The 22,713-nt window shown below is 65.0% G+C and carries 19 protein-coding genes; 5 read left to right on the top strand and 14 right to left on the bottom strand.

What is annotated here, in order from left to right:
* Nucleotides 1-131 precede the first annotated feature (131 nt).
* The 11 genes from WBP06_RS08575 to gor all read right to left on the bottom strand — a co-directional run bounded on the left by WBP06_RS08575 (nucleotide 132) and on the right by gor (nucleotide 12,465).
* A complete protein-coding gene (locus tag WBP06_RS08575; RefSeq protein WP_395333797.1) occupies nucleotides 132-914 on the bottom strand; it encodes a thioesterase family protein in 783 nt (260 codons plus the stop codon).
* The gene (locus tag WBP06_RS08580; RefSeq protein ID WP_395333799.1) at nucleotides 914-1,285 is read right to left on the bottom strand and encodes a tRNA-binding protein; all 372 of its coding nucleotides are present in this window, start codon (nucleotides 1,283-1,285) and stop codon (nucleotides 914-916) included. Before WBP06_RS08580 ends, WBP06_RS08575 begins: the two co-directional genes overlap by 1 nt.
* Nucleotides 1,286-3,310 carry a biotin carboxylase N-terminal domain-containing protein gene (locus WBP06_RS08585; protein ID WP_395333801.1) on the bottom strand — a complete coding sequence of 675 codons (2,025 nt, stop codon included), beginning with the start codon at nucleotides 3,308-3,310 and terminating at the stop codon, nucleotides 1,286-1,288.
* A gap of 52 nt (nucleotides 3,311-3,362) precedes the next feature.
* Entirely contained in the window at nucleotides 3,363-3,587 is a 225-nt protein-coding gene (locus WBP06_RS08590) for a hypothetical protein (RefSeq protein WP_395333803.1), read from the bottom strand.
* 85 nt (nucleotides 3,588-3,672) lie between these two features.
* Nucleotides 3,673-4,044: a lysozyme inhibitor LprI family protein gene (locus WBP06_RS08595; protein ID WP_395333805.1), complete on the bottom strand. Its 372-nt coding sequence runs from the start codon at nucleotides 4,042-4,044 to the stop codon at nucleotides 3,673-3,675.
* 7 nt (nucleotides 4,045-4,051) lie between these two features.
* Nucleotides 4,052-5,104 (bottom strand): biotin synthase BioB, encoded by a 1,053-nt coding sequence (bioB, locus tag WBP06_RS08600; protein ID WP_395333807.1) that lies wholly within the window; start codon nucleotides 5,102-5,104, stop codon nucleotides 4,052-4,054.
* 89 nt (nucleotides 5,105-5,193) lie between these two features.
* Complete coding sequence (scpA, locus tag WBP06_RS08605; protein WP_395333809.1) at nucleotides 5,194-7,344, bottom strand: methylmalonyl-CoA mutase; 2,151 nt, start codon at nucleotides 7,342-7,344, stop codon at nucleotides 5,194-5,196.
* Between the two features lie 182 nt (nucleotides 7,345-7,526).
* The gene (gene mce, locus WBP06_RS08610; protein ID WP_395333811.1) at nucleotides 7,527-7,976 is read right to left on the bottom strand and encodes a methylmalonyl-CoA epimerase; all 450 of its coding nucleotides are present in this window, start codon (nucleotides 7,974-7,976) and stop codon (nucleotides 7,527-7,529) included.
* Nucleotides 7,973-9,154, bottom strand: a complete 1,182-nt coding sequence (gene bktB / locus WBP06_RS08615) for a beta-ketothiolase BktB (protein WP_395333813.1) — start codon at nucleotides 9,152-9,154, stop codon at nucleotides 7,973-7,975. Before bktB ends, mce begins: the two co-directional genes overlap by 4 nt.
* Nucleotides 9,155-9,255: 101 nt before the next feature.
* Complete coding sequence (locus WBP06_RS08620; protein ID WP_395333815.1) at nucleotides 9,256-10,782, bottom strand: acyl-CoA carboxylase subunit beta; 1,527 nt, start codon at nucleotides 10,780-10,782, stop codon at nucleotides 9,256-9,258.
* Between the two features lie 336 nt (nucleotides 10,783-11,118).
* Nucleotides 11,119-12,465: a glutathione-disulfide reductase gene (gene gor / locus WBP06_RS08625; protein ID WP_395333817.1), complete on the bottom strand. Its 1,347-nt coding sequence runs from the start codon at nucleotides 12,463-12,465 to the stop codon at nucleotides 11,119-11,121.
* A gap of 273 nt (nucleotides 12,466-12,738) precedes the next feature.
* Here gor and WBP06_RS08630 point away from each other — a divergent pair, with 273 nt between their 5' ends.
* The gene (locus WBP06_RS08630; protein WP_395333819.1) at nucleotides 12,739-13,386 is read left to right on the top strand and encodes an RBBP9/YdeN family alpha/beta hydrolase; all 648 of its coding nucleotides are present in this window, start codon (nucleotides 12,739-12,741) and stop codon (nucleotides 13,384-13,386) included.
* A gap of 48 nt (nucleotides 13,387-13,434) precedes the next feature.
* Here the strand turns inward: WBP06_RS08630 and WBP06_RS08635 are convergent, their stop codons facing one another.
* Both WBP06_RS08635 and pgi read right to left on the bottom strand, forming a co-directional pair.
* Nucleotides 13,435-15,795 carry a S8 family peptidase gene (locus tag WBP06_RS08635; RefSeq protein ID WP_395333821.1) on the bottom strand — a complete coding sequence of 787 codons (2,361 nt, stop codon included), beginning with the start codon at nucleotides 15,793-15,795 and terminating at the stop codon, nucleotides 13,435-13,437.
* Nucleotides 15,796-15,952: 157 nt separating this feature from the next.
* A complete protein-coding gene (pgi, locus tag WBP06_RS08640) occupies nucleotides 15,953-17,473 on the bottom strand; it encodes a glucose-6-phosphate isomerase (RefSeq protein WP_395333823.1) in 1,521 nt (506 codons plus the stop codon).
* A gap of 201 nt (nucleotides 17,474-17,674) precedes the next feature.
* On the opposite strand from pgi, the gene lepB reads away from it, so the two are divergent.
* Genes lepB through WBP06_RS08660 form a run of 4 tightly spaced genes read left to right on the top strand, consistent with a single transcriptional unit; the run spans nucleotide 17,675 to nucleotide 21,182 of the window.
* Entirely contained in the window at nucleotides 17,675-18,559 is an 885-nt protein-coding gene (gene lepB / locus WBP06_RS08645) for a signal peptidase I (RefSeq protein ID WP_395333825.1), read from the top strand.
* Complete coding sequence (rnc, locus tag WBP06_RS08650; RefSeq protein WP_395333827.1) at nucleotides 18,560-19,228, top strand: ribonuclease III; 669 nt, start codon at nucleotides 18,560-18,562, stop codon at nucleotides 19,226-19,228.
* Nucleotides 19,225-20,118 carry a GTPase Era gene (gene era, locus WBP06_RS08655; RefSeq protein WP_395333829.1) on the top strand — a complete coding sequence of 298 codons (894 nt, stop codon included), beginning with the start codon at nucleotides 19,225-19,227 and terminating at the stop codon, nucleotides 20,116-20,118. The genes rnc and era overlap by 4 nt, the downstream gene beginning before the upstream one ends.
* On the top strand, nucleotides 20,118-21,182 hold the full coding sequence (locus WBP06_RS08660) for an SGNH/GDSL hydrolase family protein (RefSeq protein WP_395334100.1): 1,065 nt from the start codon (nucleotides 20,118-20,120) through the stop codon (nucleotides 21,180-21,182). The genes era and WBP06_RS08660 overlap by 1 nt, the downstream gene beginning before the upstream one ends.
* On the opposite strand, the gene WBP06_RS08665 is transcribed toward WBP06_RS08660, so the two are convergent.
* Nucleotides 21,179-22,609, bottom strand: a complete 1,431-nt coding sequence (locus WBP06_RS08665; protein ID WP_395333831.1) for an MFS transporter — start codon at nucleotides 22,607-22,609, stop codon at nucleotides 21,179-21,181. The two genes, WBP06_RS08660 and WBP06_RS08665, sit on opposite strands and share 4 nt — an antisense overlap.
* Between the last annotated feature and the right edge of the window lie 104 nt (nucleotides 22,610-22,713).

The raw sequence follows: 22,713 nt of genomic DNA on the forward strand, positions 1-22,713 counted from the left end.
CGCCTACAACAAAACCATCCCCGTCATCCCCGCGAAGGCGGGGATCCCGCTTTCTCCTTCAACGTGGAAGAACAAGCGGGGCCCCCGCCTGCGCGGGGGCGACGGAGATTATATTTGATGCGGAAGGAGGTTCAGCCGAACACGGCGACTGACTGCATTCCCGCAATCACCGGCGCACCCGAAGCGCTCCATTGCAGGATATGCTCGCTCGCCCCGCCATCGCGCGCGAATTCGCTGGTGGAGCGCAGCAGCCACCAGCCGTCCTCCGTCGTCGGTGCAGGCTCCAGCATGTTGACATGCCAGTGCATCGAACTGATCGGCACGCGGAAATTGAGCAATGGCAGCACTGCCGTAGGCAAGGCATCGCCGATCAGCACTGCTTCCAGCGCCGGATCGAGCCCTTCGCGCTGCTTGAGCCGTACCCACCAGCACAAGTCGGCCTCCCCCAGTGCCGATTTCGGCAAGGCAAAGCGCGCATCGAAGTTCTGGCGGAGGAACTCCGGCGCATGGTCCATCGGCACCGGCTTGGCATCGGCCACCGGGTTCACGCCCTTTGGCATCGGATAGCCGGCGATATCCGCCGCGCTCTCGATCTGACGCATGAACGCGAAGCTGGCGGTGAAGCCCACGCCCTTCTCGTTCGAAAGCTCTGCCGCGACCCAGATGGCATTGCGCCCCTTGCGCACGACCCGCGCCCGCGCCTCTACGCGGCCCGCTAGCGGCGCGATCATCGCGAACTGGCCGGAGCGCAGCGGCGGCAATTCCGGATCGACACGCTGCGCCGCCGCCAGCGACAAGGCCGAGGTCAGCCCCCCGTAAGCGGTACGCCCCTGAAGCCAATCGTCGGTAATGTCGAAAGCGAAGCCGCCGTCGATTTCCTCGGCTGCGGCAAGCAGCGCGGCGAAACCCGTCATCAGAACAACCTCGAACCGTTGGGAACGCGGCTGTCCGGCGCGAACAGGACGACCCGCCCCTCCTCGTCCGCGAAGCCCAGGGTCAATGCCTCGGACAGCGCCTTGCCGATCTGCCGCGTGGGAAAGTTCACGACCGCCGCCACTTGCCGACCGATCAGGTCCTCCGGCGCATAGAGCGCGGCGACTTGCCCCACGCTCTTGCGCTCGCCGATGCCGGGACCGAAATCGATCCGCAATTTCAGGCTCGGCTTGCGCGCTCCCTCATAGACTTCCGCGGCGACGATGGTGCCGACGCGGATGTCCACTTTCAGGAAGTCGTCAAAGGATATTTGCTCGGCCGCAGGCGCGGCGTGGTCGTGGTCTAGATGCATTTATTCCATTTCAAGGATCACGGCGTCCACCGCAAGGCTTTCGCCTGCCTTGGCGTTGACCGTCTTCACCACGCCCGACTTCTCGGCGCGCAGGATGTTCTCCATCTTCATCGCCTCGACGACGGCCAGCGGCTGACCGGCCTCCACCTTGTCGCCCTCACCCACATGGAGCGCAACGAGCAAGCCCGGCATCGGGCAGATCAGGTACTTCGAAAGATCCGGCGGGATCTTTTCGATCATGTGCTGGTTGAGCGAGGCGATGTGGCGCGGCAGGATCAGCACATCGTGGATGCAGCCACGCGTGGTCATCTTCAGCCCCGTGCGCGTGGGCGCGACGCGGATGCCGATGGCCTCTCCGTCGATCTCCGCTTCGATCATGCGGTCGCCCGGCGTGTATTCCATCGCCAGTTCGACCGAGACGCCGTTCACGATAACGTCCTCATCGTCGATCACGACTTCGTAAGGCGCCTTGTCGATGGTGACGGTCCATTCCGAAGGCGGAGCCAGACGGCGCGGTGCCAGTTGGCCATCGACGCGGCGCGCACGGTCGGCCCGCGCGGTGGCTACGAAAGCGGCGACGGCAGCCAACTTGCCCTTCAGTTCCTCCGACGCGGGCGCGCCGGTGAAGCCTTCGGGATATTCCTCGGCAATGAAGCCGGTAGTCAGCTCGCCCGAGCGGAAGCGCGGGTGCTGCATGATGGCCGAGACGAAATCGATGTTGTGGCCAAGGCCCTCGATCTCGAACAGGTCGAGCGCGGCCACCTGCTTGTCGGCCGCCTCGTCACGCGTCCCGCCCCAGGTGATCAGCTTGGCGATCATCGGATCGTAGAACATCGAGACTTCGCCGCCTTCGTAGACGCCGTCATCGACGCGAATGCCGTCGATGCCACGGCGACCATTCTCCTCGCCATCGTCGGTCCAGCCGTCCACCGGCGGCTGATAGCGGACCAGGCGCCCGGTCGAGGGCAGGAAGCCGCGATAGGGATCTTCGGCATAGACGCGGTTTTCGATGGCCCAGCCGTCGATCTTCACGTCTGCCTGCGTCATCTCCAGCTTTTCGCCGGCGGCGACGCGGATCATCTGTTCAACCAGATCGACGCCGGTGATCGCTTCGGTGACCGGGTGCTCCACCTGAAGGCGGGTGTTCATTTCCAGGAAGTAGAAGCTCTCGCCCGTCGGGTCCGCGCCGGAGACGATCAGTTCGACGGTGCCCGCCGAATAGTAGCCCACCGCACGCGACAGTGCGACGCACTGTTCGCCCATGGCCTTGCGCATCTTCTCGGTAACGAAAGGCGACGGCGCTTCCTCCACCACCTTCTGGTGGCGACGCTGGATCGAGCATTCGCGCTCGTTCAGGTAGAGAATGTTGCCGTGCTTGTCGCCGAGGATCTGGATCTCGATGTGGCGCGGGTTGAGGATGAATTTCTCGATGAAGACGCGGTCGTCACCGAAGGAATTCAGGCCCTCGCGCTTCACACTCTCAAAGCCCTCGCGCACGTCCTTTTCGTCGTAGGCAAGGCGCATGCCCTTGCCGCCGCCGCCGGCGCTGGCCTTCATCATCACCGGATAGCCGATCTCGTTCGAGATGCGCACGGCGTGCTCGGTATCCTCGATCTCACCCACGAAGCCGGGCACGACATTGACGCCGGCTTCCTTGGCAAGCTTCTTGGATTCGATCTTGTCGCCCATCGCGGCGATCGCGCCGACGGGGGGGCCGATGAACTCGATGCCCTCTGCGGCCAGCGCCTCGGCGAAGGAGGTGCGCTCGGACAGGAAGCCATAGCCGGGGTGCACCGCTTCGGCGCCGGTCTGCTTGCAGGCCTGGATGATCTTGTCGGCAATCAGGTACGACTGCGCGGCGGGCGCCGGGCCGATGTGAACCGCCTCATCCGCCATCTGCACGAACGGCGCACGGGCGTCAGCGTCGGAATAGACGGCCACCGTCTGGATGCCCATGCGGCGCGCGGTCTTGATCACGCGGCAGGCGATCTCGCCCCGGTTTGCGATCAGGATCTTCTTGAACAACCTCTTCCCTCCAACTTGAACTGCCTGCCAAGATCACCCGGCCCCGAGGGGCCTAGCGTCCGCTTCGCTTGCGAATGAAAAACCACCAAACGATCGATGCGATGCTTGCGACTACCGCAGCGCTGACCCGACCAGAGAAAATGCCCCCGGCAATTGCCCGCTCGCTGCAAGCCTGATCGCGGATGAGGCAAACGGACCAGCTACCGAAACCTTTGGCCCACCAATAGGCCAGCGCCGTCAGCAGGATCGCCCCCATCAGGAATAGAAAGTCGCGCATCAATACTCATCCAGCGATTGCTGGAGTTCGCCGATGCGCCCTTTGGTGATCTCCGTAAGGCGGGGATGACGGGGAAGGTCGAACTTCATCGCTCGCCCGCCTCCACAACGGCACGCAGTTGCTTCGTGCGCGCTTCGGTCAATTCCTTCAGGCAGCCGTTCTGCTGAAGCGGCCAGATCGTGCCGCTTTCCTCACGCGGGCCATTCTCTGCAAGGCACTGCGCGTCGCGATAGGCGAGCCACTTGCGCTGCGCATCCAACAGCCGATTGAAATTTCCGACAGGGCCATGCTTGTCGGCTGCCTTCGCCGCCGCTGCCGCCTTCCCCCAAGCCTCGTTCATCGCCCGATCGGCCGACTGGAAGTCGCGGTACGAACACACGTTCATGTCCGTCTGCGTCATCGCATTGGCGCAATCGATCGAGGGCTCAGAGGCCAGGAGAAGGATCGGCAGGATCACCCGTGGATCACTCCGCCGCTTCCAGCTTCGCGCAGCCCTTGGGCATCCGCTGCGCTTCCACTTGCGCCTCGGTCAGTTCGATCGCCATCGGCTTGATGCCGAGGCGGGCGAACATCGCCGCGTCATTGTCGTCGCCCGAGTTCGGCGCGGTCAGCAGCTTGTCGCCGGTGAAGATCGAGTTCGCGCCGGCCATGAAGCACATCGCCTGCGTCATTTCGGACATCGATTCGCGACCCGCCGAAAGACGCACCATCGACAACGGCATAGTGATGCGCGCGACCGCCACGGTGCGCACGAATTCCACGTCGTCGATCTTGGCGAGTGGGGTATCGGCCAGCATGTCGCCCAGCACGGTGCCCTTCACGGGAACCAGCGCGTTTACCGGCACCGACTGCGGGTGATCGGGCAAGGTCGCCAGCGTGTGAACGAAGCCTACGCGATCGGCCCGCGTCTCGCCCATGCCGACGATACCGCCGGAGCAGACGTTGATGCCCGCCATGCGCACATTCGACAGCGTGTCGAGGCGGTCTTCCATCGTGCGCGTGGTGATCACCTGATCGTAACGCTCAGGCGAAGTGTCGATGTTGTGGTTGTAGTAGTCGAGGCCCGCTTCGGAGAGCATGTCGGCCTGTTCGGGCGTCAGCATCCCCAGCGTCATGCAGGTTTCCATGCCCATGGCGCGCACGCCCTGAACCATTTCGATGATGGCCGGCATGTCGCGGTCCTTGGGGTTGCGCCAGGCGGCGCCCATGCAGAAGCGGGTGGAGCCCTGATCGGCGGCCTGCGCCGCGCGCTGCAGCACCTGCTGCACTTCCATCAACTTGGTCGCCTTGACGCCGCTGTTGGCCGAAACCGACTGCGAGCAATAGCCGCAGTCTTCCACGCAGCCACCGGTCTTGATCGAAAGCAGCGTGGAAAGCTGCACTTCGTTGTGCGGATGGCTGGCGCGATGGACTTCGGCTGCGCGGAACACCAATTCGGTGAACGGCAGGTCGAACAGCGCCGCGATTTCCTCGCGGGTCCAGTCAGTGCGTGGGGTGACGGCGGGGGTCTCGGTCATAATCATTCCTCAGGCGGTGCACGCGGGATGACGCGCGGCCAAACCCCGGTCATAGGGGCAAGTGCGGCATCGATCCAGCGCGGGCATTCTTATTCCGCCGCCTCCAGCGCCGATCCAAGCGGCGGCATGTTGTGGCCCAGCAGGCGCAGCACGTCCGCCGCGCATTCGACGACGTTGGTGCCGGGGCCGTAGATGCCCTGAACGCCGGCATTGCGCAGGAATTCATAGTCCTGCGGCGGGATGACGCCGCCGGCGATCACCTTGATGTCGCTGCGACCGGCTTCGCGCAGTTTCTGGATCAGTTCGGGGATCAGCGTCTTGTGACCGGCCGCAAGGCTGGACGCGCCAACTACGTCGACCGCGCTGTCCAGCGCCAGCACTACGGTTTCCTCCGGCGTCTGGAACAGCGGACCCGACACGACGTCGAAGCCCATGTCCCCGAAGGCCGAGGCGATCACGTTCGCGCCGCGATCGTGGCCGTCCTGCCCCATCTTGGCGACCAGAACCTTGGGCTTGCGGCCGAGACGACGCTCAACCGCCTGCACGCCGTCCAGCACCTGCTGCCAGCGGCTGTCGCCCTCGTAAGGCGCGGCATAGACGCCCTTCACCGGGGTCGGCTGGGTGCCATAACGCTGGAAGCTGTCTTCCATGGCCGAGCTGATCTCGCCCAGCGTGGCGCGGGCGCGGGCGCACTCGACGGCGAGTGCGAGCAGGTTGTTCTCGATGCTGGCGGGCGCGGCGGCACCATCGCGCAGAGCCTTGAGCGCGGCCTGACAGGCTGCCTCGTCACGCTCCGCCTTCATCTTGTTGATGCGGGCGATCTGGCCTTCGCGGACCTTGGCGTTGTCGACTTCCAGCGTTTCCAGCAGGTCTTCGCTGGCAAGGCGGTACTTGTTGACGCCGACGATCACGTCGTCACCCCGGTCCACGCGCGCCTGACGGGCGGCGGCAGCGGTCTCGATCATCGCCTTGGGCCAGCCGGCGGCGACAGCCTTGGCCATGCCGCCTTCAGCCTGCACGCGCTCGATGATTTCCCAGGCCTGGTCGACCAGTTGCTGCGTCAGCGATTCAATGTAGTAGGACCCACCCAGCGGATCGACGACATTGCACATGCCGGTCTCTTCCTGGATGATGATCTGCGTGTTGCGCGCGATGCGGGCCGAGAAGTCGGTCGGCAGCGCGATCGCCTCGTCCAGCGCGTTGGTGTGCAGCGACTGGGTGCCGCCCAGCATCGAGGCCATTGCCTCGATCGTGGTGCGGATGACGTTGTTGTAGGGATCCTGCTCCTGCAGCGACACACCCGAAGTCTGGCAGTGGGTGCGCAGCATCTTCGAACGCTCGTCCTTGGCGCCAAGCTCCGTCATCACCCGGTGCCACAGCACGCGCGCAGCGCGCAGCTTGGCCACTTCCATGAAGAAGTTCATGCCGATGGCGAAGAAGAACGACAGGCGGCCGGCGAACTTGTCGATATCGAGGCCCGAGGCCACGCCGTACTTCACGTATTCCGCGCCGTCCGCGATCGTGAAGGCCAGTTCCTGCACCTGCGTCGCCCCGGCTTCCTGCATGTGGTAGCCGGAAATCGAGATCGAATTGAACTTCGGCATCTCGCGGCTGGTGTAGCCGAAGATGTCCGAGATGATCCGCATCGAAGGCTCGGGCGGGTAGATGTAGGTATTGCGGACCATGAACTCCTTGAGGATGTCGTTCTGGATGGTCCCGTCGAGCAACTTGCGGTCAACGCCCTGCTCTTCGCCGGCAACGATGAAGAAGGCCAGGATCGGGATCACCGCGCCGTTCATCGTCATCGAGACCGACATCTTGTCGAGCGGGATGCCGTCGAACAGGATCTTCATGTCCTCGACGGAATCGATGGCGACGCCCGCCTTGCCCACGTCACCCACGACGCGCGGGTGATCGCTGTCATAGCCGCGATGGGTCGCAAGATCGAAGGCGACCGAGAGGCCCTTCTGCCCCGCCGCCAGATTACGGCGATAGAAGGCGTTCGATTCCTCGGCGGTGGAAAAACCCGCGTACTGGCGGATGGTCCAGGGGCGGCCGGCATACATCGATGCGCGCACGCCGCGCGTGAACGGCGCAAAGCCGGGAAGGCCGGGATCGACGGTCACGTCCTCAGCGGTATAGAGCGGCTTTACCGCAATACCCTCGGGCGTGTTCCAGGTCAGGTCCTTACCCTTGACCTCCTTGTCGGCGGCTGCCTTCCAGTCGTTGACGTCTGCCATCTTCGTTTCCTCTGCCTCCTCTCCCGCCCGCGGGAGAGGATACGTAGGCTAGGCAGCAAGCTGCCTAGCCGGAGTTGGTGTGGGCTGTTCCGGACCCGCCGAAACCCACCCCACTGCGACTAGGGCCTGCTGCGCCGCCCCAAGTCTCGTTCCCCTCCCGCAAGCGGGCGGGGAAATGAAGTTCAATGTCCGCCTTGGTGCGCCTCTTTGGGCGTTTCCATGATCTCTGTAAGCTGACCGCCCATGTCCTTGGGGTGGACGAAGAAGATCAGCGTCCCATGCGCGCCCACGCGCGGCTCACCCAGCACACGCTTGCCCAGGCCTTCGAACCAGGCCTTGGCAGCGTGAATGTCCGGCACTTCGTAACAGATGTGGTGCTGCCCCCCGAGCGGGTTCTTCTCCAGCCACTTGCCCACGGCCGAGTCCGTGGCGGTCGGCTGGAGCAGCTCGATCTGCGTTCCGGCCGTGCCATCCTCACCCGGCGTATTGACGAAGCAGACGCGCACTTGCTGGCTTTCCAGCACGAACGGCTCGGTAATGTCGGTGGCCCCCATCACGTCGCGGTAGAACGCAATCGAGGCGTCCAGATCGGGCGTGGCGACGCCGATGTGGTTGAGACGGCCGAGCTTCACGCCACATTCTCCAGCACCAGCGCGATGCCCTGCCCGCCGCCGATGCACATGGTGACGAGGCCGTACTTCCCGCCGGTACGCTTCAGCTCATACATGCACTTGATGGCGAGCATCGTACCGGTGGCGCCGACCGGGTGGCCGATGGAAACGCCAGAACCGTTGGGGTTCACCTTCTCCGGATCGAAGCCCAGCACCTTGGAAACGGCGGCGGCCTGGGCTGCGAACGCCTCGTTGCTCTCGATCACGTCGATCTGATCGAGCGAGAGCCCGGCGCGCTTTAGCGCCACCGGAACCGCCTTGATCGGGCCTTCGCCCATATAGGCAGGCTCGACGCCGGCATGGCCCCAGGCCAGGATCTTCGCCATCGGCTTCAACCCGCGCTTCTCGACTTCCGAAGCGGTCGCCAGCACCACCGCGGCGGCACCGTCATTGATGCCCGAGGCGTTGCCGGCGGTGACGGCACCATCCTTCTTGAAGGCGGGCTTCATGCCGGCCAGCGTCTCCACCGTGGTGTCCGCACGGACATGCTCGTCGGTGTCGAAGACGGTCACGCCCTTGCGGGTCTTCACTTCGATGGGAAGGATCTGGTCCTTGAAGCGGCCTTCCGCGATGGCGCGTGCGGCGCGCTGGTGGCTGGTCGCGGAGAGCGCGTCCATGTCCTCTCGGGTGACGCAGTGGCGTTCGGCCACGTTCTCGGCCGTGATGCCCATGTGGTAGCCGCCGATGGCGTCCGACAGGCCGACGGTCAGCGCGTCTTCCTGCGTGTTGGCGCCCATCTTCTTGCCCCAGCGCACGCCGTGGTCGTGATAGGGCACGTTCGACATCGATTCCGCGCCGCCGGCGACCGTGATCCCGGCCTCGCCCAGCTTCATCATCTGCGCGGCCGAGACGATCGCCTGCACGCCCGATCCGCAAAGGCGGTTGAGCGTCAGCGACGGCACTTCGAACGGCACGCCGGCATTGATGCCGATCACGCGGCTGAGCATTTCGTCCTTGCCACTGGTAGGCATGACCTGGCCGATGACGATGTGGCCGATGTCTTCCGGCGCAACGCCCGCACGGGCCAGAGCCTCGGTCACGACCTTGCCGCCGAGATCGGCCGGCATGAACGACTTCAGCGAGCCGCCGAAATCACCAACTGCCGTGCGCACGCCACTGACGATGTAGATGTCTTCCATGTCCTAATTCCCAATCTGGCTTCTGACGCATGCCGTCTTTCGCGGCCTGAAGGGGATCGCGGTACTCTCAAAAAGGAGATGCACCGCGATCCGCCAAGCGATCAAAGCGGAATATTGTCGTGCTTCTTCCAGGGGTTTTCGAGGCTCTTGGTCCGCAGCTTGCGAAGCCCCAGCGCGATGCGCTTGCGGGTCGAGTGCGGGTAGATCACCTCATCGATGTAGCCCCGGCTCGCCGCCACGAAGGGATTGGCGAAGCGGTCTTCGTATTCCTTGGTCTTCTCGGCAATGCCTTCGGGCGAAAGGCCGCGGAAGATGATCTCCACCGCGCCCTTGGCGCCCATCACCGCGATTTCGGCGGTCGGCCAGGCGTAGTTGAGATCGCCGCGCAAGTGCTTGGACGCCATCACGTCGTAGGCGCCGCCATAGGCCTTGCGGGTGATCACGGTAATCTTCGGTACGGTCGCCTCGGCATAGGCGAACAGCAGCTTGGCGCCGTGCTTGATGATGCCGTTGTGTTCCTGATCGGTGCCCGGCAGGAAGCCCGGAACGTCCACGAACGTAATGATCGGGATGTTGAAGGCATCGCAGAAGCGCACGAAACGCGCCGCTTTCTTGGACGAGTTGATGTCCAGCACGCCCGCCAGCACCATCGGCTGGTTGGCGACGACGCCCACGGTCTTGCCCTCGATCCGGCCGAAACCGACGATGATGTTGCCGGCGTGGAGCGGCTGAACCTCGAAGAAGTCGCCCTCGTCGAGCGTCTTCCGGATCACCTCGTGCATGTCGTAAGGCTGGTTGGCCGAGGGCGGAATCACGGTGTCGAGGCTTTCCTCGGCACGGTCCCACGGATCAGCGCAGGGACGCTCGGGCACTTCCTCGCGGTTGTTGAGCGGCAGGAAGTCGAAGAAATCGCGCGCCGCCAGCAGCGCCTCGATATCGTTTTCCAGCGCGAGGTCGGAGACGGAGGTCTTGCTGGAATGCGTGATCGCGCCGCCCAGTTCTTCCTGCGTGACGACTTCGTTGGTGACCGTCTTCACCACGTCCGGCCCGGTGACGAACATGTAGGAGCTGTCCTTCACCATGAAGATGAAGTCCGTCATGGCCGGCGAATAGACCGCCCCGCCCGCGCAGGGGCCCATGATCAGCGAAAGCTGCGGCACCACGCCCGAGGCGAGCACGTTGCGCTGGAACACTTCGGCATAGCCGCCGAGCGAGGCCACGCCTTCCTGGATGCGCGCGCCGCCGGAATCGTTGAGGCCGATCACCGGCGCGCCGACCTTCATCGCGTTGTCCATCAGCTTGCAGATCTTCTGCGCGTGACGGTGCGAGAGCGAGCCGCCGAACACCGTGAAGTCCTGGCTGAACACGAAGACCAGACGGCCGTTGATGGTGCCGGAACCGGTGACGACCCCGTCGCCGGGGATACGCTGGCTTTCCATGCCGAAGTCCGTGCAGTCATGCTCGACGTAGAGGTCGAATTCCTCGAAGCTGCCTTCGTCCAGCAGAATGTCGAGGCGTTCGCGCGCGGTCAGCTTGCCCTTGGCATGCTGCGCGGCGATGCGCTTCTCACCACCACCCAGCTTTGCTGCGGCGCGGCGCTTCTCCATTTCGGCGATATTGGCTGACATCCGTTATCCCTTGCAATGACCCCGGCCTTACGTCTGGCCGATCGGTGCGAATTTGCTGTGACTGCTAAGGCAGGTCGAACGCCTCAGGTCAATAGTTTTAATCGCTCGGTTAAATGGTCGGAGTAATGATCTGACGGTAAATTCGCCCCACCGATGGATGAGCAACGCCCCGCCGATGGAATGGCGCAATTTCGCGATATCGCCCGCAGACAAAGGGCCGAAAACGGAAAAGCCCGGGTGCCGCCTGACAATCGCGGCACCCGGGCTTTCTTCACCCCCGCGCGAAGGCGGTTGCGACATTTGCATTCGGATCGGGGGCCAAAGCCCCGCCCGCGATCACTTCATCAGCACAAGCTCTTCCGACATAGTCGGGTGAACGGCGACGGTGGCATCGAAATCGGCCTTGGTCAGCCCGGCCTTCACCGCGATGGCGGCCGCCTGGATGATTTCTGGCGAATCCGGGCCGATCATGTGCAGCCCCAGCACGCGGCCGGTGTGCGCCTCGCAGATCATCTTGTAGAGCGAGCGTTCGTTGCGATGGGCAACGACGTTCTTCATCGGGCGGAAGTCGCTGGTGTAGACGGCAAGGTCGCCATGCGTCTGGCGCGCCTGCGCCTCGGTCAGCCCCACCGCGCCGATCGGCGGGTGGCTGAACACGGCCGAAGGAATGCACGAATAGTCCACCGTGGTCGGCTTGCCGCCGAACACGGTATCGGCAAAGGCATGGCCCTCGCGGATCGCCACCGGGGTCAGCTGCACGCGGTTGGTCACATCGCCCACGGCATAGATGTGATCGACGTTGGTCTTGGAATATTCGTCGACCTTGATGGCGTTCTTGTCGTCCAGCTCGACGCCGACGTTCGCCAGCCCCAGCCCTTCCACATTGGGCACGCGGCCGGTGGCGAACATCACGCAGTCCACTTCCAGCGGCTCATGATTGGTCATGGAGACGGTCAGCGAGCCATCGGCATTCTTCTCGATGCCCCGGAAGTCCGCATTGAAGCGGAAATCGATGCCCTTCGCGATGGAGATCTGCAGCAGGCGATCGCGCAGCTGCTCGTCATATCCGCGCAGAAGCGCGTCGGAACGGTTGATCAGCGTCACCTTGGCGCCGAATTCATTGAAGATGCCCGCAAACTCATTGGCGATGTAACCGGCGCCGGCAATCAGGATGCGGCGGGGAATGGCATCGAGGTGGAACGCCTCGTTGGAGGTGATGCCCAGTTCGTGGCCGGGGCAATTCGGCACTTGCGGGCGCGCGCCGGTGGCGATCAGGATCACCTTGGCGGTCTTCTTCTCGCCGCTGGACAGGGTGATCTCATGCGGGCCGGTGATCACCGCACGTTCGTGGAAGATCTCCACCTTGTTGTTTTCAAGCGTCTGCGTGTAGAGCCCGTTCAGCCGGTCGACATCGCCCAGCACGTTGTCACGCAGCTTGCGCCAGTCGAACTTCGCTTCCGGAATATCCCAGCCGAAGTGCTTGGCGTCTTCCAGATCCTCCGCGAAGTGAGCGCCGTAGACCAGCATCTTCTTGGGCACGCAGCCGCGGATCACGCATGTGCCGCCGACACGAAACTCCTCCGCCACCGCCACGCGCGCACCGTGGGCCGCCGCGATCCGGCTGGCACGCACGCCGCCCGATCCGGCGCCGATGGTGAAGAGGTCATAGTCGAATTCGGACATGCGGCTTGCTCCTATGCGCCCCGCGCTCTGGAAGGATAAGGGGGCGTAATCTTTTGCGGGGCGCATATGGGGCATGGGCACGCGGATTGCCAACGGGTCATTTGCGCGTGACGTGCTCCCCCCTCGAAACGACTTCAAATCGGATCGTCGAAATCGGCTCTCCACCTGGCGCAGACCAATTGTCAACTTGTTTGGTTGAGTTTAAAGGAGTCGTATCGCCCGCCGTCTTCCCCATCCCCTTGCCGGCGGGCGCCCCCAATTGGGAGAAGAGTGATGGCACAGACGCAATTCCCTGCAGCGCCTGCCGAAAAGCCTCTCATCCTGCTCATCCCCGGCCTTGACGGCAGCGGACCAGGCCACTGGCAACGTCGCTGGGCGGATGAGATGGAAGACGCCCAGATGGTCGACCTTGGCCTATGGGAAAAGCCGCATCGCAATACCTGGATCAACCGGCTGAACCTTGCCGTGCAACGCGCGGGACGGCCAGTGGTGCTGGTGGCGCACAGCCTCGGCTGCCTGCTGACGGCATGGTGGGCGAAGTTCGAACAGCCGGGCTGGTCAAGCCCGGTGATCGGCGCCCTGCTGGTTGCCCCGCCGGAAGTGGATTTCTTCCCGCGCGACGATCGGCTGAACGGCTTCGCGCCGACGCCGGCGGACGCGCTGCCCTTCCCCTCCATCCTGGTCGCCAGTCGCAACGATCCCTGGATCGGCTTTCCGACAGCCAAGCTGCTGGCCCGGCAATGGGGCAGTCAGTTCGAGGATGCGGGAGACACCGGCCACATCAACGCCGATTCGAAGATCGGCAGTTGGGAAGACGGCAAACGCCTGCTGCATCGCCTGATGAACACGCACCCGTCGGAAACGGCACCGCACCTTCCCACCCACGGTGATTGGTCGGAAGGTCTCGAATACCGTTCCTGATATCCGCTCTTGCCGCCGGGGATTCGTGCATTCCCGGCGGCCTTGCATTCAGCGCAAGGTCAGGCGCCAGGACCCCATCAGACGCACATCCCCACCATCGGAGCGCGTGGCCGCAGCCAGACGCAACTGCGAAGCCGCCCCGCCCTTCTCGAAGCCGAACGTCAGCAGCGGATCAATCCCGCCTGCAAAATCCACTCCGCGCCTGCCATAGATCAGCGCGCGGCTCTCCAGATCGTATCCGGTGGCAAGCGTGTAAGTCCCCTGCCCCGCGATCACCGTCAGCGGCTGTGCCAGGCCGAAGCGCAGCACGCCGGCCGCCAGACGATGGCTGGCGGTAAGGCCGAAGCGCGTGGTGGCCAGTGTGCCCGCATGGGTCAGCAGCATGTCTGGCGCCAGCTTCAGCTGCGTCGCGCCAAGGCTGGCATAGCCGGACAAGGCCCACCCGCCGCCCAGCGCGACATCGCGCGCGCCCTCCACGAAGGTCGTGGTCGCGCCATCGCCCAGCCGCAGTGCGCCATCGCCGGTGGGCGTGCCGAACACAGCGCCCCGCTCGTCGATCAGGCCGGCCTTGAAGCTGGTGCGATCCTTGCGCCAGGTCACCACGGTTCCGGCGGCACGCAGGGAGGCCTGACCGTCGCGCGCCGATCCGCCGACGACTGCCACTCCCAACTTGCCGCCCGCCAGCGCATGTTCCGCGCCGAAGGCCATGTCCGCCAGCGGCGAATAGGCGAAGGCCACGTCCGAACTGGGTGCCAGCCCCATGAATTCGGGCGAGACGCCATCGATCGAATGCAGTGAAGCGGTCAGCCATGTCGATCCGGTGCGCACCGCCAGTTCGCCGCTGGTCAGCAAGCCGCGCACGTCGCCCGCGCCCGGTCCTTCGCGCAAGGCCGAAAAGCCCATGCTGGCCTGAAGACCGTCACTCTCGAAATGGCTGCTGCCGGCACGGGCCTGCACATTGACCTGCCGCTCCATGCTGCGCGGCGCTTCGCTCAACTTGCCGACAAGGCCCGAAAGATCGCCGGTGAAATCGCGTCCGAACGCATCCAGCACGGTGACGGAAGAGAGTGCCTTGGTCTTGATCCCGGTCGTGCCGATCGCCCCCGGCGCCAGCAGCGTCGCGGTGCTCGCCGCCGTCGTCACCGTGCCGTTGGACAAAGTGGGGTTCACCGGCGAAAGCGCGGCGCGCACGTCGATCAGGCCGTGCCCGTAGACCGGATCGACGCCGGGCGCGCCGATATCGCGCGCGGTCGACAGGATCACCTGCCCGGCCTGCACGCCGGTCAATTGCGGCCATTTGGAGAGGATCAGCGCGGCCAGCCCGGAAACCTGCGGCGCCGCAGCGCTGGTGCCGGAAAACCAGACGTAGCTGCCGTCCACCGCCTGCGTCGCATTGGTGCCCATGGCGGAGACGCAGTGATCCATCACCGTCGCGCCGCACTGGTTCGAATAGTCGGTCAGTTGATAGCTGGTCTGCGTACCTTCCAACGCCACCACGAACAGCCAACCGTCCCGGTTGGCGCTGTTGGCATCCAGATAGCCGGCAGCATTGGCTTCGCTGTCATTGCCCGCCGCGTTCACGAACAGCCCACCCGTGGCGACGTAGCGCGCCACCGCCTGCGACCAATAGGGACTGGCCACCGAGGAATCGGCCTTGGCGATCGAGGCGTTGACCACCTTGATCCCGTTCTGGCCTGCGTAATCCAGCGCCTCGGCCATGTGGATACCCAGCGTTTCGGCCTTGTCGGCATCGGTTTCGTCAAGATCCACGGCGCTGATGCGCAAGGCGACGATCTTGGCGTCGGGTGCGATGCCCTGCACGCCGGTCCCGTCATTGCGCGCGGCGATCACGCCGGCTACCATGGTGCCGTGATCGGACCAGTCGTCCCCCACGACATTGCGACTGGTGGTGATCCCGTTCTGCGTGACCGTACCGAAGTCGCGACTGAGCGAGGAAATCTGCCCGCTCAGTTCGGAGACGGCCTTCACGCCATCGTCCAGCACGCCAACCAGCACGTTCTGGCCGGTATAGCCGGCATCTAGCGCATAGAGCGCATTCACGTACTCGAACGAGACGTAGTTGCGCCGGTACTCCATGTCGTCGTTGGCGGATCGCTTGGACTGCTGCGAAGCCGGTGTGATGACATAGCCCGCCGGTGGCGTGCTGCCGGATGAAGGCGTCGGAGTTGGAGTGGGCGTTGGAGTGGGCGTCGGTGTCGGTGTGGGCGTAGGCGCGGGGGTCGGAGTTGGCGTAGGCGTAGGCGTAGGCGTCGAACTGACGCCACCGCCGCCTCCGCACCCCGCAACGGCAAGCGCCAGCAGGCTCGCCGCCGCCGCCGGGTACCATGCCCGAACGCTCATCCGCTCCGGCTTGCCGTGCGCCCCTGCACCCGCGCTTCCGCCCGCCATTACCCGCCATTCCCCGTGATGCATCCGGGGCGGCCATGCCTTGCCGGCACGCCAGCCCGGCGTTGTCCCTATGGGGGCATTATAGCGCAGGAAGCCCTAATCCGGGCTACTGCGCCTCCGCCGTATTCCTGCGGAGGCGCAGCTCGGTAGCATGGCCTTACTTGATGCCGGCAAGTTCCAGCAGCGCCTCGGTCGAAGGGTCGAACGCCGTATCGCCCTGTTCGATCTGCTTGGCGATTTCCTTGCCCAGTTCGACGCCGAACTGGTCGAACGGATTGATGCCCATCAGCACGGCGTTGGCGAACGTGCGATGCTCATGGAAGGCGATCAGCGCGCCGAAGGTGGCGGGGCTCACTTCATCCAGCAGGATCGTGGCCGAGGGGCGATCGCCCGGATAGGCGCGCGCCGGATCTTCGCTGGGCTTGCCAGCCATCAATGCGGCACCCTGCGCGAAGCAGTTCGACAGCAGGATGCGATGGTGCGCGGGGTTCAGGTCGTCGCCCGGCCCGATTGCGGCGATGAAGTCCACCGGCACCAGATTGGTGCCCTGGTGCAGCAGCTGGAACACCGCATGCTGGGCATCGGTGCCAACGCCGCCCCAGGTGATCGGCGCGGTCGGCCCGTCCACCGGCGTGCCGTCGGCCTTCACGCTCTTGCCGTTCGATTCCATCTCAAGCTGCTGGAGATAATCCGGCAGCAGCTTCAGCCGCTCGTCATAGGCAAAGACGCCGCGCGTCTGGCAGCCACGCAGGCGCGTGTAGTACTGATCGCCGAAGGCGGCGCGCAACGGCAGGTTGGCAAGCCCGTCGGTATCGCGGAAATGCGCGTCCATCGCCGCCGCCCCATCCAGGAACTCGGCAAAGTCCGGCCAGCCCAGCGCCATGGCGACGGGGAACCCGATGGAGGACCACAGCGAGTAACGGCCGCCCACGCTTTCGGAAAACGGCAGGATGCGCGTTTCGTCCACGCCCCATTCGATCGCCTTGTCCGGCGCCGCGGTCAGCGCGACGACGCGGCCGTAAGGATCCTCCACGCCGTTCTCGCGCAGCCAGGCGATGGCGCTTTCAGCGTTGGTCATCGTCTCGATCGTGGTGAAAGTCTTCGACGCCACGGCCAGCATCGTGGTGGCCGGATCGCACTGTGCAAAGGCGGCTTCCAGCGCGCAGCCATCGATGTTGGAGACGACCTGCACGTTCACCATGGCACCATCGCGCGCCAGCGCATCGATGGCGAGTGCCGGGCCCAGTGCCGAACCGCCGATGCCGATGTGGATCAGGTGCTTCACCTCACCCATCGCGCCGCGATGGATGGCCTCCACGATGGCGGCCATGCGGTGGTGGAATTCGGCGGCGAGTTCGACGCTTTCTTCCTTGCCGACGCCGCGCTGCGCCGTGTGTTCAGCGGCGCGGCCTTCGGTCGGGTTCACGATCTCGCCATTGAACAGCGCGGCGCGGCGGCCGTCGAAGTCCATCGCAGCGGCCAGTTCCTCGAACACCGCGACGTGCGCCGCATCGAGATGCGTCTTCGACCAGTCGAACCGCATGCCGCAGTCGGCCTCGATTTCGCTGGCCTCGAAATGGGTGGCAAAAGTGGCAAGGCGATCGGGATCAGCTGCGAAAAGCTGGGCCAGCGTGGGCTTGGGAAGGCCTTCCAGCTTGGTCCACAACGCTTTGCTCATGCCATTTATTCCTTCGTTTTGTATCGGCTCGATTTGCGGCCGAAATCGCGCGGCGCGTTATGCATCGCGGGCACGGCTTGGCCAAGGCCCATTGTTGCAGACCAATCCCGCCCGAAAGATGACGATTTTGGTCGATCTGCATCCCATATCCAGCGGGATTGCGCTTGACGGAAGCGTGCGCGCGCAACAAGGGTTCGCCTCATGAGCGAAACCGACACTGCGGCTCCGGCCCCGTCATCCGCAACCCCGGCAACCGGCGCCGGCCAGACGCCACCCGCCGCGCGCGACAAACACTCCGGCAAGCCCGCCAAGAAGGACGAAAGCTTCATCGCTTTCCTGTTCTGGCTGGTGCTGGGCGTCGTGGTGCTGCGCAGCTTCATCATCTCGCCCTTCAACATCCCCAGCGAATCGATGCTGCCCCGCCTGCTGAACGGGGACTATCTGTTCGCGTCGAAGTGGTCCTACGGCTATTCGAAGTATTCGCTGCCGTTCAGCGTGCCGCTGATCCCGGGCCGCATCTTCGCCAGCCAGCCCGAACGTGGCGACGTGGCGATCTTCAAGGCCCCTCCCGGTAACGATGTGGACTACATCAAGCGCGTGATCGGCCTGCCGGGTGACGAGATTCAGGTGAAGGGCGGCCAGGTCTGGCTGAACGGCAAGCCGGTGCCGCGCGTGAAGCAGCCCGATTTCGTGCTGCCGGTGACGCCCAACACCCATTGCTACGCCCCCGAATTCGAAGGCACCGACGCCAAGGGCGGCCCGGTCTGCAACTATCCGCAGTACCGTGAGACGCTCCCCAATGGAAAGAGCTACAACGTGCTCGACCTTGGCCGCACGCCGCAGGACGACACCGGCGTCTACGTCGTGCCCGAAGGCCACATGTTCATGATGGGCGACAACCGCGACAACTCGCTGGATAGCCGCTTCCCCGCCGTCGAAGGCCAGGGCATCGGCATCGTTCCGCAGGACAACCTCGTCGGCAAGGCCGCCGTCATGATGTTCTCCACCGACGGTTCGGCCAACTGGTTCCTGCCGTGGACGTGGTTCACCGCCGCGCGCTGGAGCCGTATCGGGAGCGTTATCTGAGTGATTGACGCGCAGGACCGCGCCTTCATCGCCGCAGTATCGGGGGCAGAGCCCGCCGATGAAGCCCTTTGGGCCGCCGCACTTACCCACGGCAGCACCGGCGAGAAGCGCAATTACGAACGACTGGAATTCCTCGGCGACCGGGTGCTTGGGCTCTCGGTCGCCGAATGGCTCTATCAGAATAGCGAGGAGGCCGAAGGCCGCCTTTCGCAGCGCCTGAACGCGCTGGTCGCCCGCACGACATGCGCGCAAGTGGCGCGCGGGATCGAACTTGGCCCGCGCATGCGCCTGGGCAAGCAGGCGCGCGACGATGGCGGGCAGGACAGCGACAATATCCTGGGTGACGTGATGGAAGCGCTGATCGGCGCCTGCTTCATCGAACACGGCTTCGACGCGGCGCGCGCCATGGTGCGCACGCTTTGGGCCGAAGCGATGCAGGGCAAGGCCGGCAAGCGCAAGCATCCCAAGTCCGCCCTGCAGGAATGGGCCGCCGGCAATCGCCGCCGCATGCCCGAATACAAGCTGGTCGAGCGCTCCGGCCCCGACCATGCCTCGCAGTTCACTGTCGAGGTATCCATTCACAACGTCGGCTCGGCGCGGGCAATCGCGAATTCCAAGCAGGATGCCGAAACGCGCGCGGCCGAGGAATTCATGAGGAAATTCGGATGACCGAGACATGCGGTCTCGTCGCAGTGATCGGTGCGCCCAACGCGGGCAAGTCGACGCTGGTCAACGCACTGGTCGGCCAGAAGGTCGCCATTACGTCTGCCAAGGCCCAGACCACCCGCGCACGCCTGCTGGGCATCGCGCTGGAGGGTGAGACGCAGATCATCCTGGCCGACACCCCCGGCATCTTCGCGCCCAAGCGCCGGCTGGACCGCGCGATGGTCGCCGCTGCCTGGGAAGGCGCGCAGGAGGCCGATGCCGTGCTGCTGGTGGTCGATCCCATCAAGAAGCGCCGGCATGAGCTGGAACCGCTGCTGGAAGCGCTGGCCACCCGGCCCGAGCGCAAGATCCTGGTGATCAACAAGGTCGATGCCGGCGCCAAGGAACCGCTGCTGGTGCTGGCGCAGGAACTGACCGGCAAGGTTCAGTTCGACGAGGTGTTCTTCGTCTCCGCGCTTTCCGGCGACGGTGTGCCCGAACTGAAGGCCCATCTTGCCAAGCTGATGCCCGAAGGCCCCTGGCACTATCCCGAGGATCAGGTTTCCGACGCCAGCGAACGCCTGCTGGCCTGCGAGATCACGCGTGAACAGCTCTACCGCCAGCTGCACGAGGAATTGCCCTACGACGCCGCCGTGCGACCCGAAGCGTACGAGCAGCGCAAGGACGGCTCGGTGGAAATCCGCCAGCAGATCGTCGTCACCCGCGACAACCAGCGCGCCATCGTGCTGGGCAAGGGCGGCGCCAAGATCAAGGCGATCGGCGAGGCCGCGCGCAAGGAACTGACCGAAGTGCTGGGCCAGAAAGTGCACCTCTTCCTGCACGTGAAGGTTGAGGAAAACTGGGCCGACGCGCGCGACATCTACGAAGAGATCGGGCTGGACTGGGTGAAGTGATGCCCGGCATCCGGTTTTCCAGACTCGCCGCCACGGCGATCGCGCTCTGCTGCGCCATGCCGGCCGTGCAGGCCCGCGCCGATGCGGATGTCGTCTCCACCGTGGACGACACACTGGCCGGCCAGCGCTATGTCGCCATCGGATCGTCGTTCGCGGCGGGCCCCATGCTGCCGCCCGCCAAGCCGGGCGGCCCGGCCCGCTGCGGCCAGAGCATGAGCAACTATCCCACGCTGCTGTCCGAATATTTCGGCATGGTGTTGACGGACCGCTCCTGCTCCGGGGCGACGACGGACAACGTGCTGGGGCCGTGGGGCGACATTCCGCCGCAGATCAACGCGGTAACGTCGCAGACGCGCCTCGTCACCCTGACTATCGGCGGCAACGATCTGAACTACGTCGGCAACCTGTTCAACGCCACCTGCGCCTATCGCGCCAGGCAGTCGCTGGCCGCCGGGGGCAAACCGCGTCCGTGCGGCGCGGTCAAGATCCCGACCGAATACGACTATGCGCGTGACGAAATGCAGCTGATGGAGATCGCCCGGCGCATCCGCACCCAGGCGCCCCGCGCGCGCATCGTCTTCGTCCAGTACCTGACGCCGCTACCCGCGCCGGGCAAGCTCTGCGCGGATACCCCGATCAGCGAGGAACATGCCGCGATCATCCGCCAGATCGGCGTGCGGCTTGCCGATATCACCACCCGCGTCGCCTCGGCCAACGGGGCCTTGCTGGTCAGCATGAACCAAAGCTCCGCCACGCATACGCCCTGCGATACCGTGCCGTGGCTGATCGGTTCGCCCGAAGGCTATGACGGCCGGATGGGCCTGCAGTGGCATCTCAACTTCGCCGGGATGGAAGCGACCGCCAACGACATCGCCTGGTGGCTGACGCGCACCGGGGTGAAGCCGGTGAAGCCCAACCTGCCGCAAGTGGCACCGCCCCCTGCCCCGCTCGTGACGCCGCCGCCGGTTCCTGCACCGACGACCAAGCCCGCAACCAAGCCGGCCGCCGCCACGACGAGCGGAACCGCTACCGGTAACAGTAACAGCAACCGCAACCGCCGTTAGGTTTGATGTGGCGCCTGCTCCGCCAGCCTCCACCGTGCGAGGCTGGCGAGAGCGGCCACGCTGGCCAGCGCCGCGCAGGCCAGCATCGGCACCGGCCCCTGGCCCAGGCCAAGCGACAGGGTGACGCCCACCAGCGCCGCGCCCAGCGTCTGCCCGAACAACCGCCCCGTTGCCAGCAATCCACCCGCCGCGGCCGCCCGCTCACGCGGGGAATTGCCCACGATCATCCGCGCGTTGGGTGAGAAGAACAGCGAAAAGCCCAGTGCGGCGACGACCAGCCGCCACGCCACCGCGAATGCGCCTGCATCGTCAGGCAGAAATGCCATGAAGCACAGCCCGGCAACCGCGATGATCATGCCGATCAGCCCCATGATCGAGGGCGATGCATGGTCCGAAAGCCAGCCCGCGATCGGCGCCACCACCAGCATCGTCAACGGAAACGGCAGCACCATCAGGCCCACTTCCTGCGGCGTATAGCCCATGCCCTGCTCCAGCCGGAACGGCAGCGCCACGATCAGCGCCGCGGATCCGACGAAAGCCGCGATCGCCGCAACGGTCGAAAGGCCGATCGCCGGCATGGCAAGCAGGTCCACCGGAAATACCGGGCTTGCCTGCCGCTTCTCTCGCCATGCCAGCGCCAGCGCCGATCCCAGCCCGGCCAGTGCGATGGCAATGCCCACGGCCACCCTGCCTCCGTGCGCGGCCATCTCTATACCGCCGATCAGCATGGCGAAGCTGGCAGCGCTCCACAGGCCCGAACGCCAGTCGAACGGCGTCTTGCCCGGCTGGGGATCCGGAAGAAACCGACCGATCAGCAGCGAGATCGCCGCCAGCGGCACCGCCGCCACGAAGACCCAGCGCCAGTCGGCATCGGCCACGATCAAGCCGCCCAGTACGGGCGCCACCGCGTTGGAACTGGCGACGATCACCGAATTGATGCCCAATCCGCTGCCCAGGCTGGCCTTGGAATAGATCTGCCGGATCAGCGCGGCCGAAACGCTCATCGCCATGCCCGCGCCGAATGCCTGCCCGGCGCGGACGATCAGCAGCACCGGCAGTGAATGGGCCAGAAAGGCGAGCGCGGACGCCGCCATGAAGATCAGCTGCCCGGTCTGGTAGACCCGTCGCAGCCCCAGCCGCTCGCCCAGATTGGCGAAAGGCAGCAGCGCCATCACCATCACCAACTGGTACACGGTGACGACATTGACCACCATGCCCTGCTCCACCCCCAGATCGCGGGCGATCGTGGGCAGCGCGACATTGGCGATCGTGCCGTCCAGCACGAACAGCGCCGTACCGAACGAGATGGCAACGATGGCCCAAAGCCGACGCGGCATCGGCAAGCCGGGGTCGAGCGCGACGGCATCGCCGGTTCCGGCAGAGGTTTCGGGCATCGCAGCCCGCTCGTCGTCTCGCACGTGCAACATAGGTTTTCCAACACCCCTCGGCCGGACTGGTGGCAAGTCCGGCGTGGTAAGAAATTGTCGCAGGGCGCTTGGCGAAAGCAAGCTGCTGATTTCGGCACGCGGCG

Source organism: Novosphingobium mississippiense, from assembly GCF_044029535.1.
GTDB lineage: Bacteria > Pseudomonadota > Alphaproteobacteria > Sphingomonadales > Sphingomonadaceae > Novosphingobium.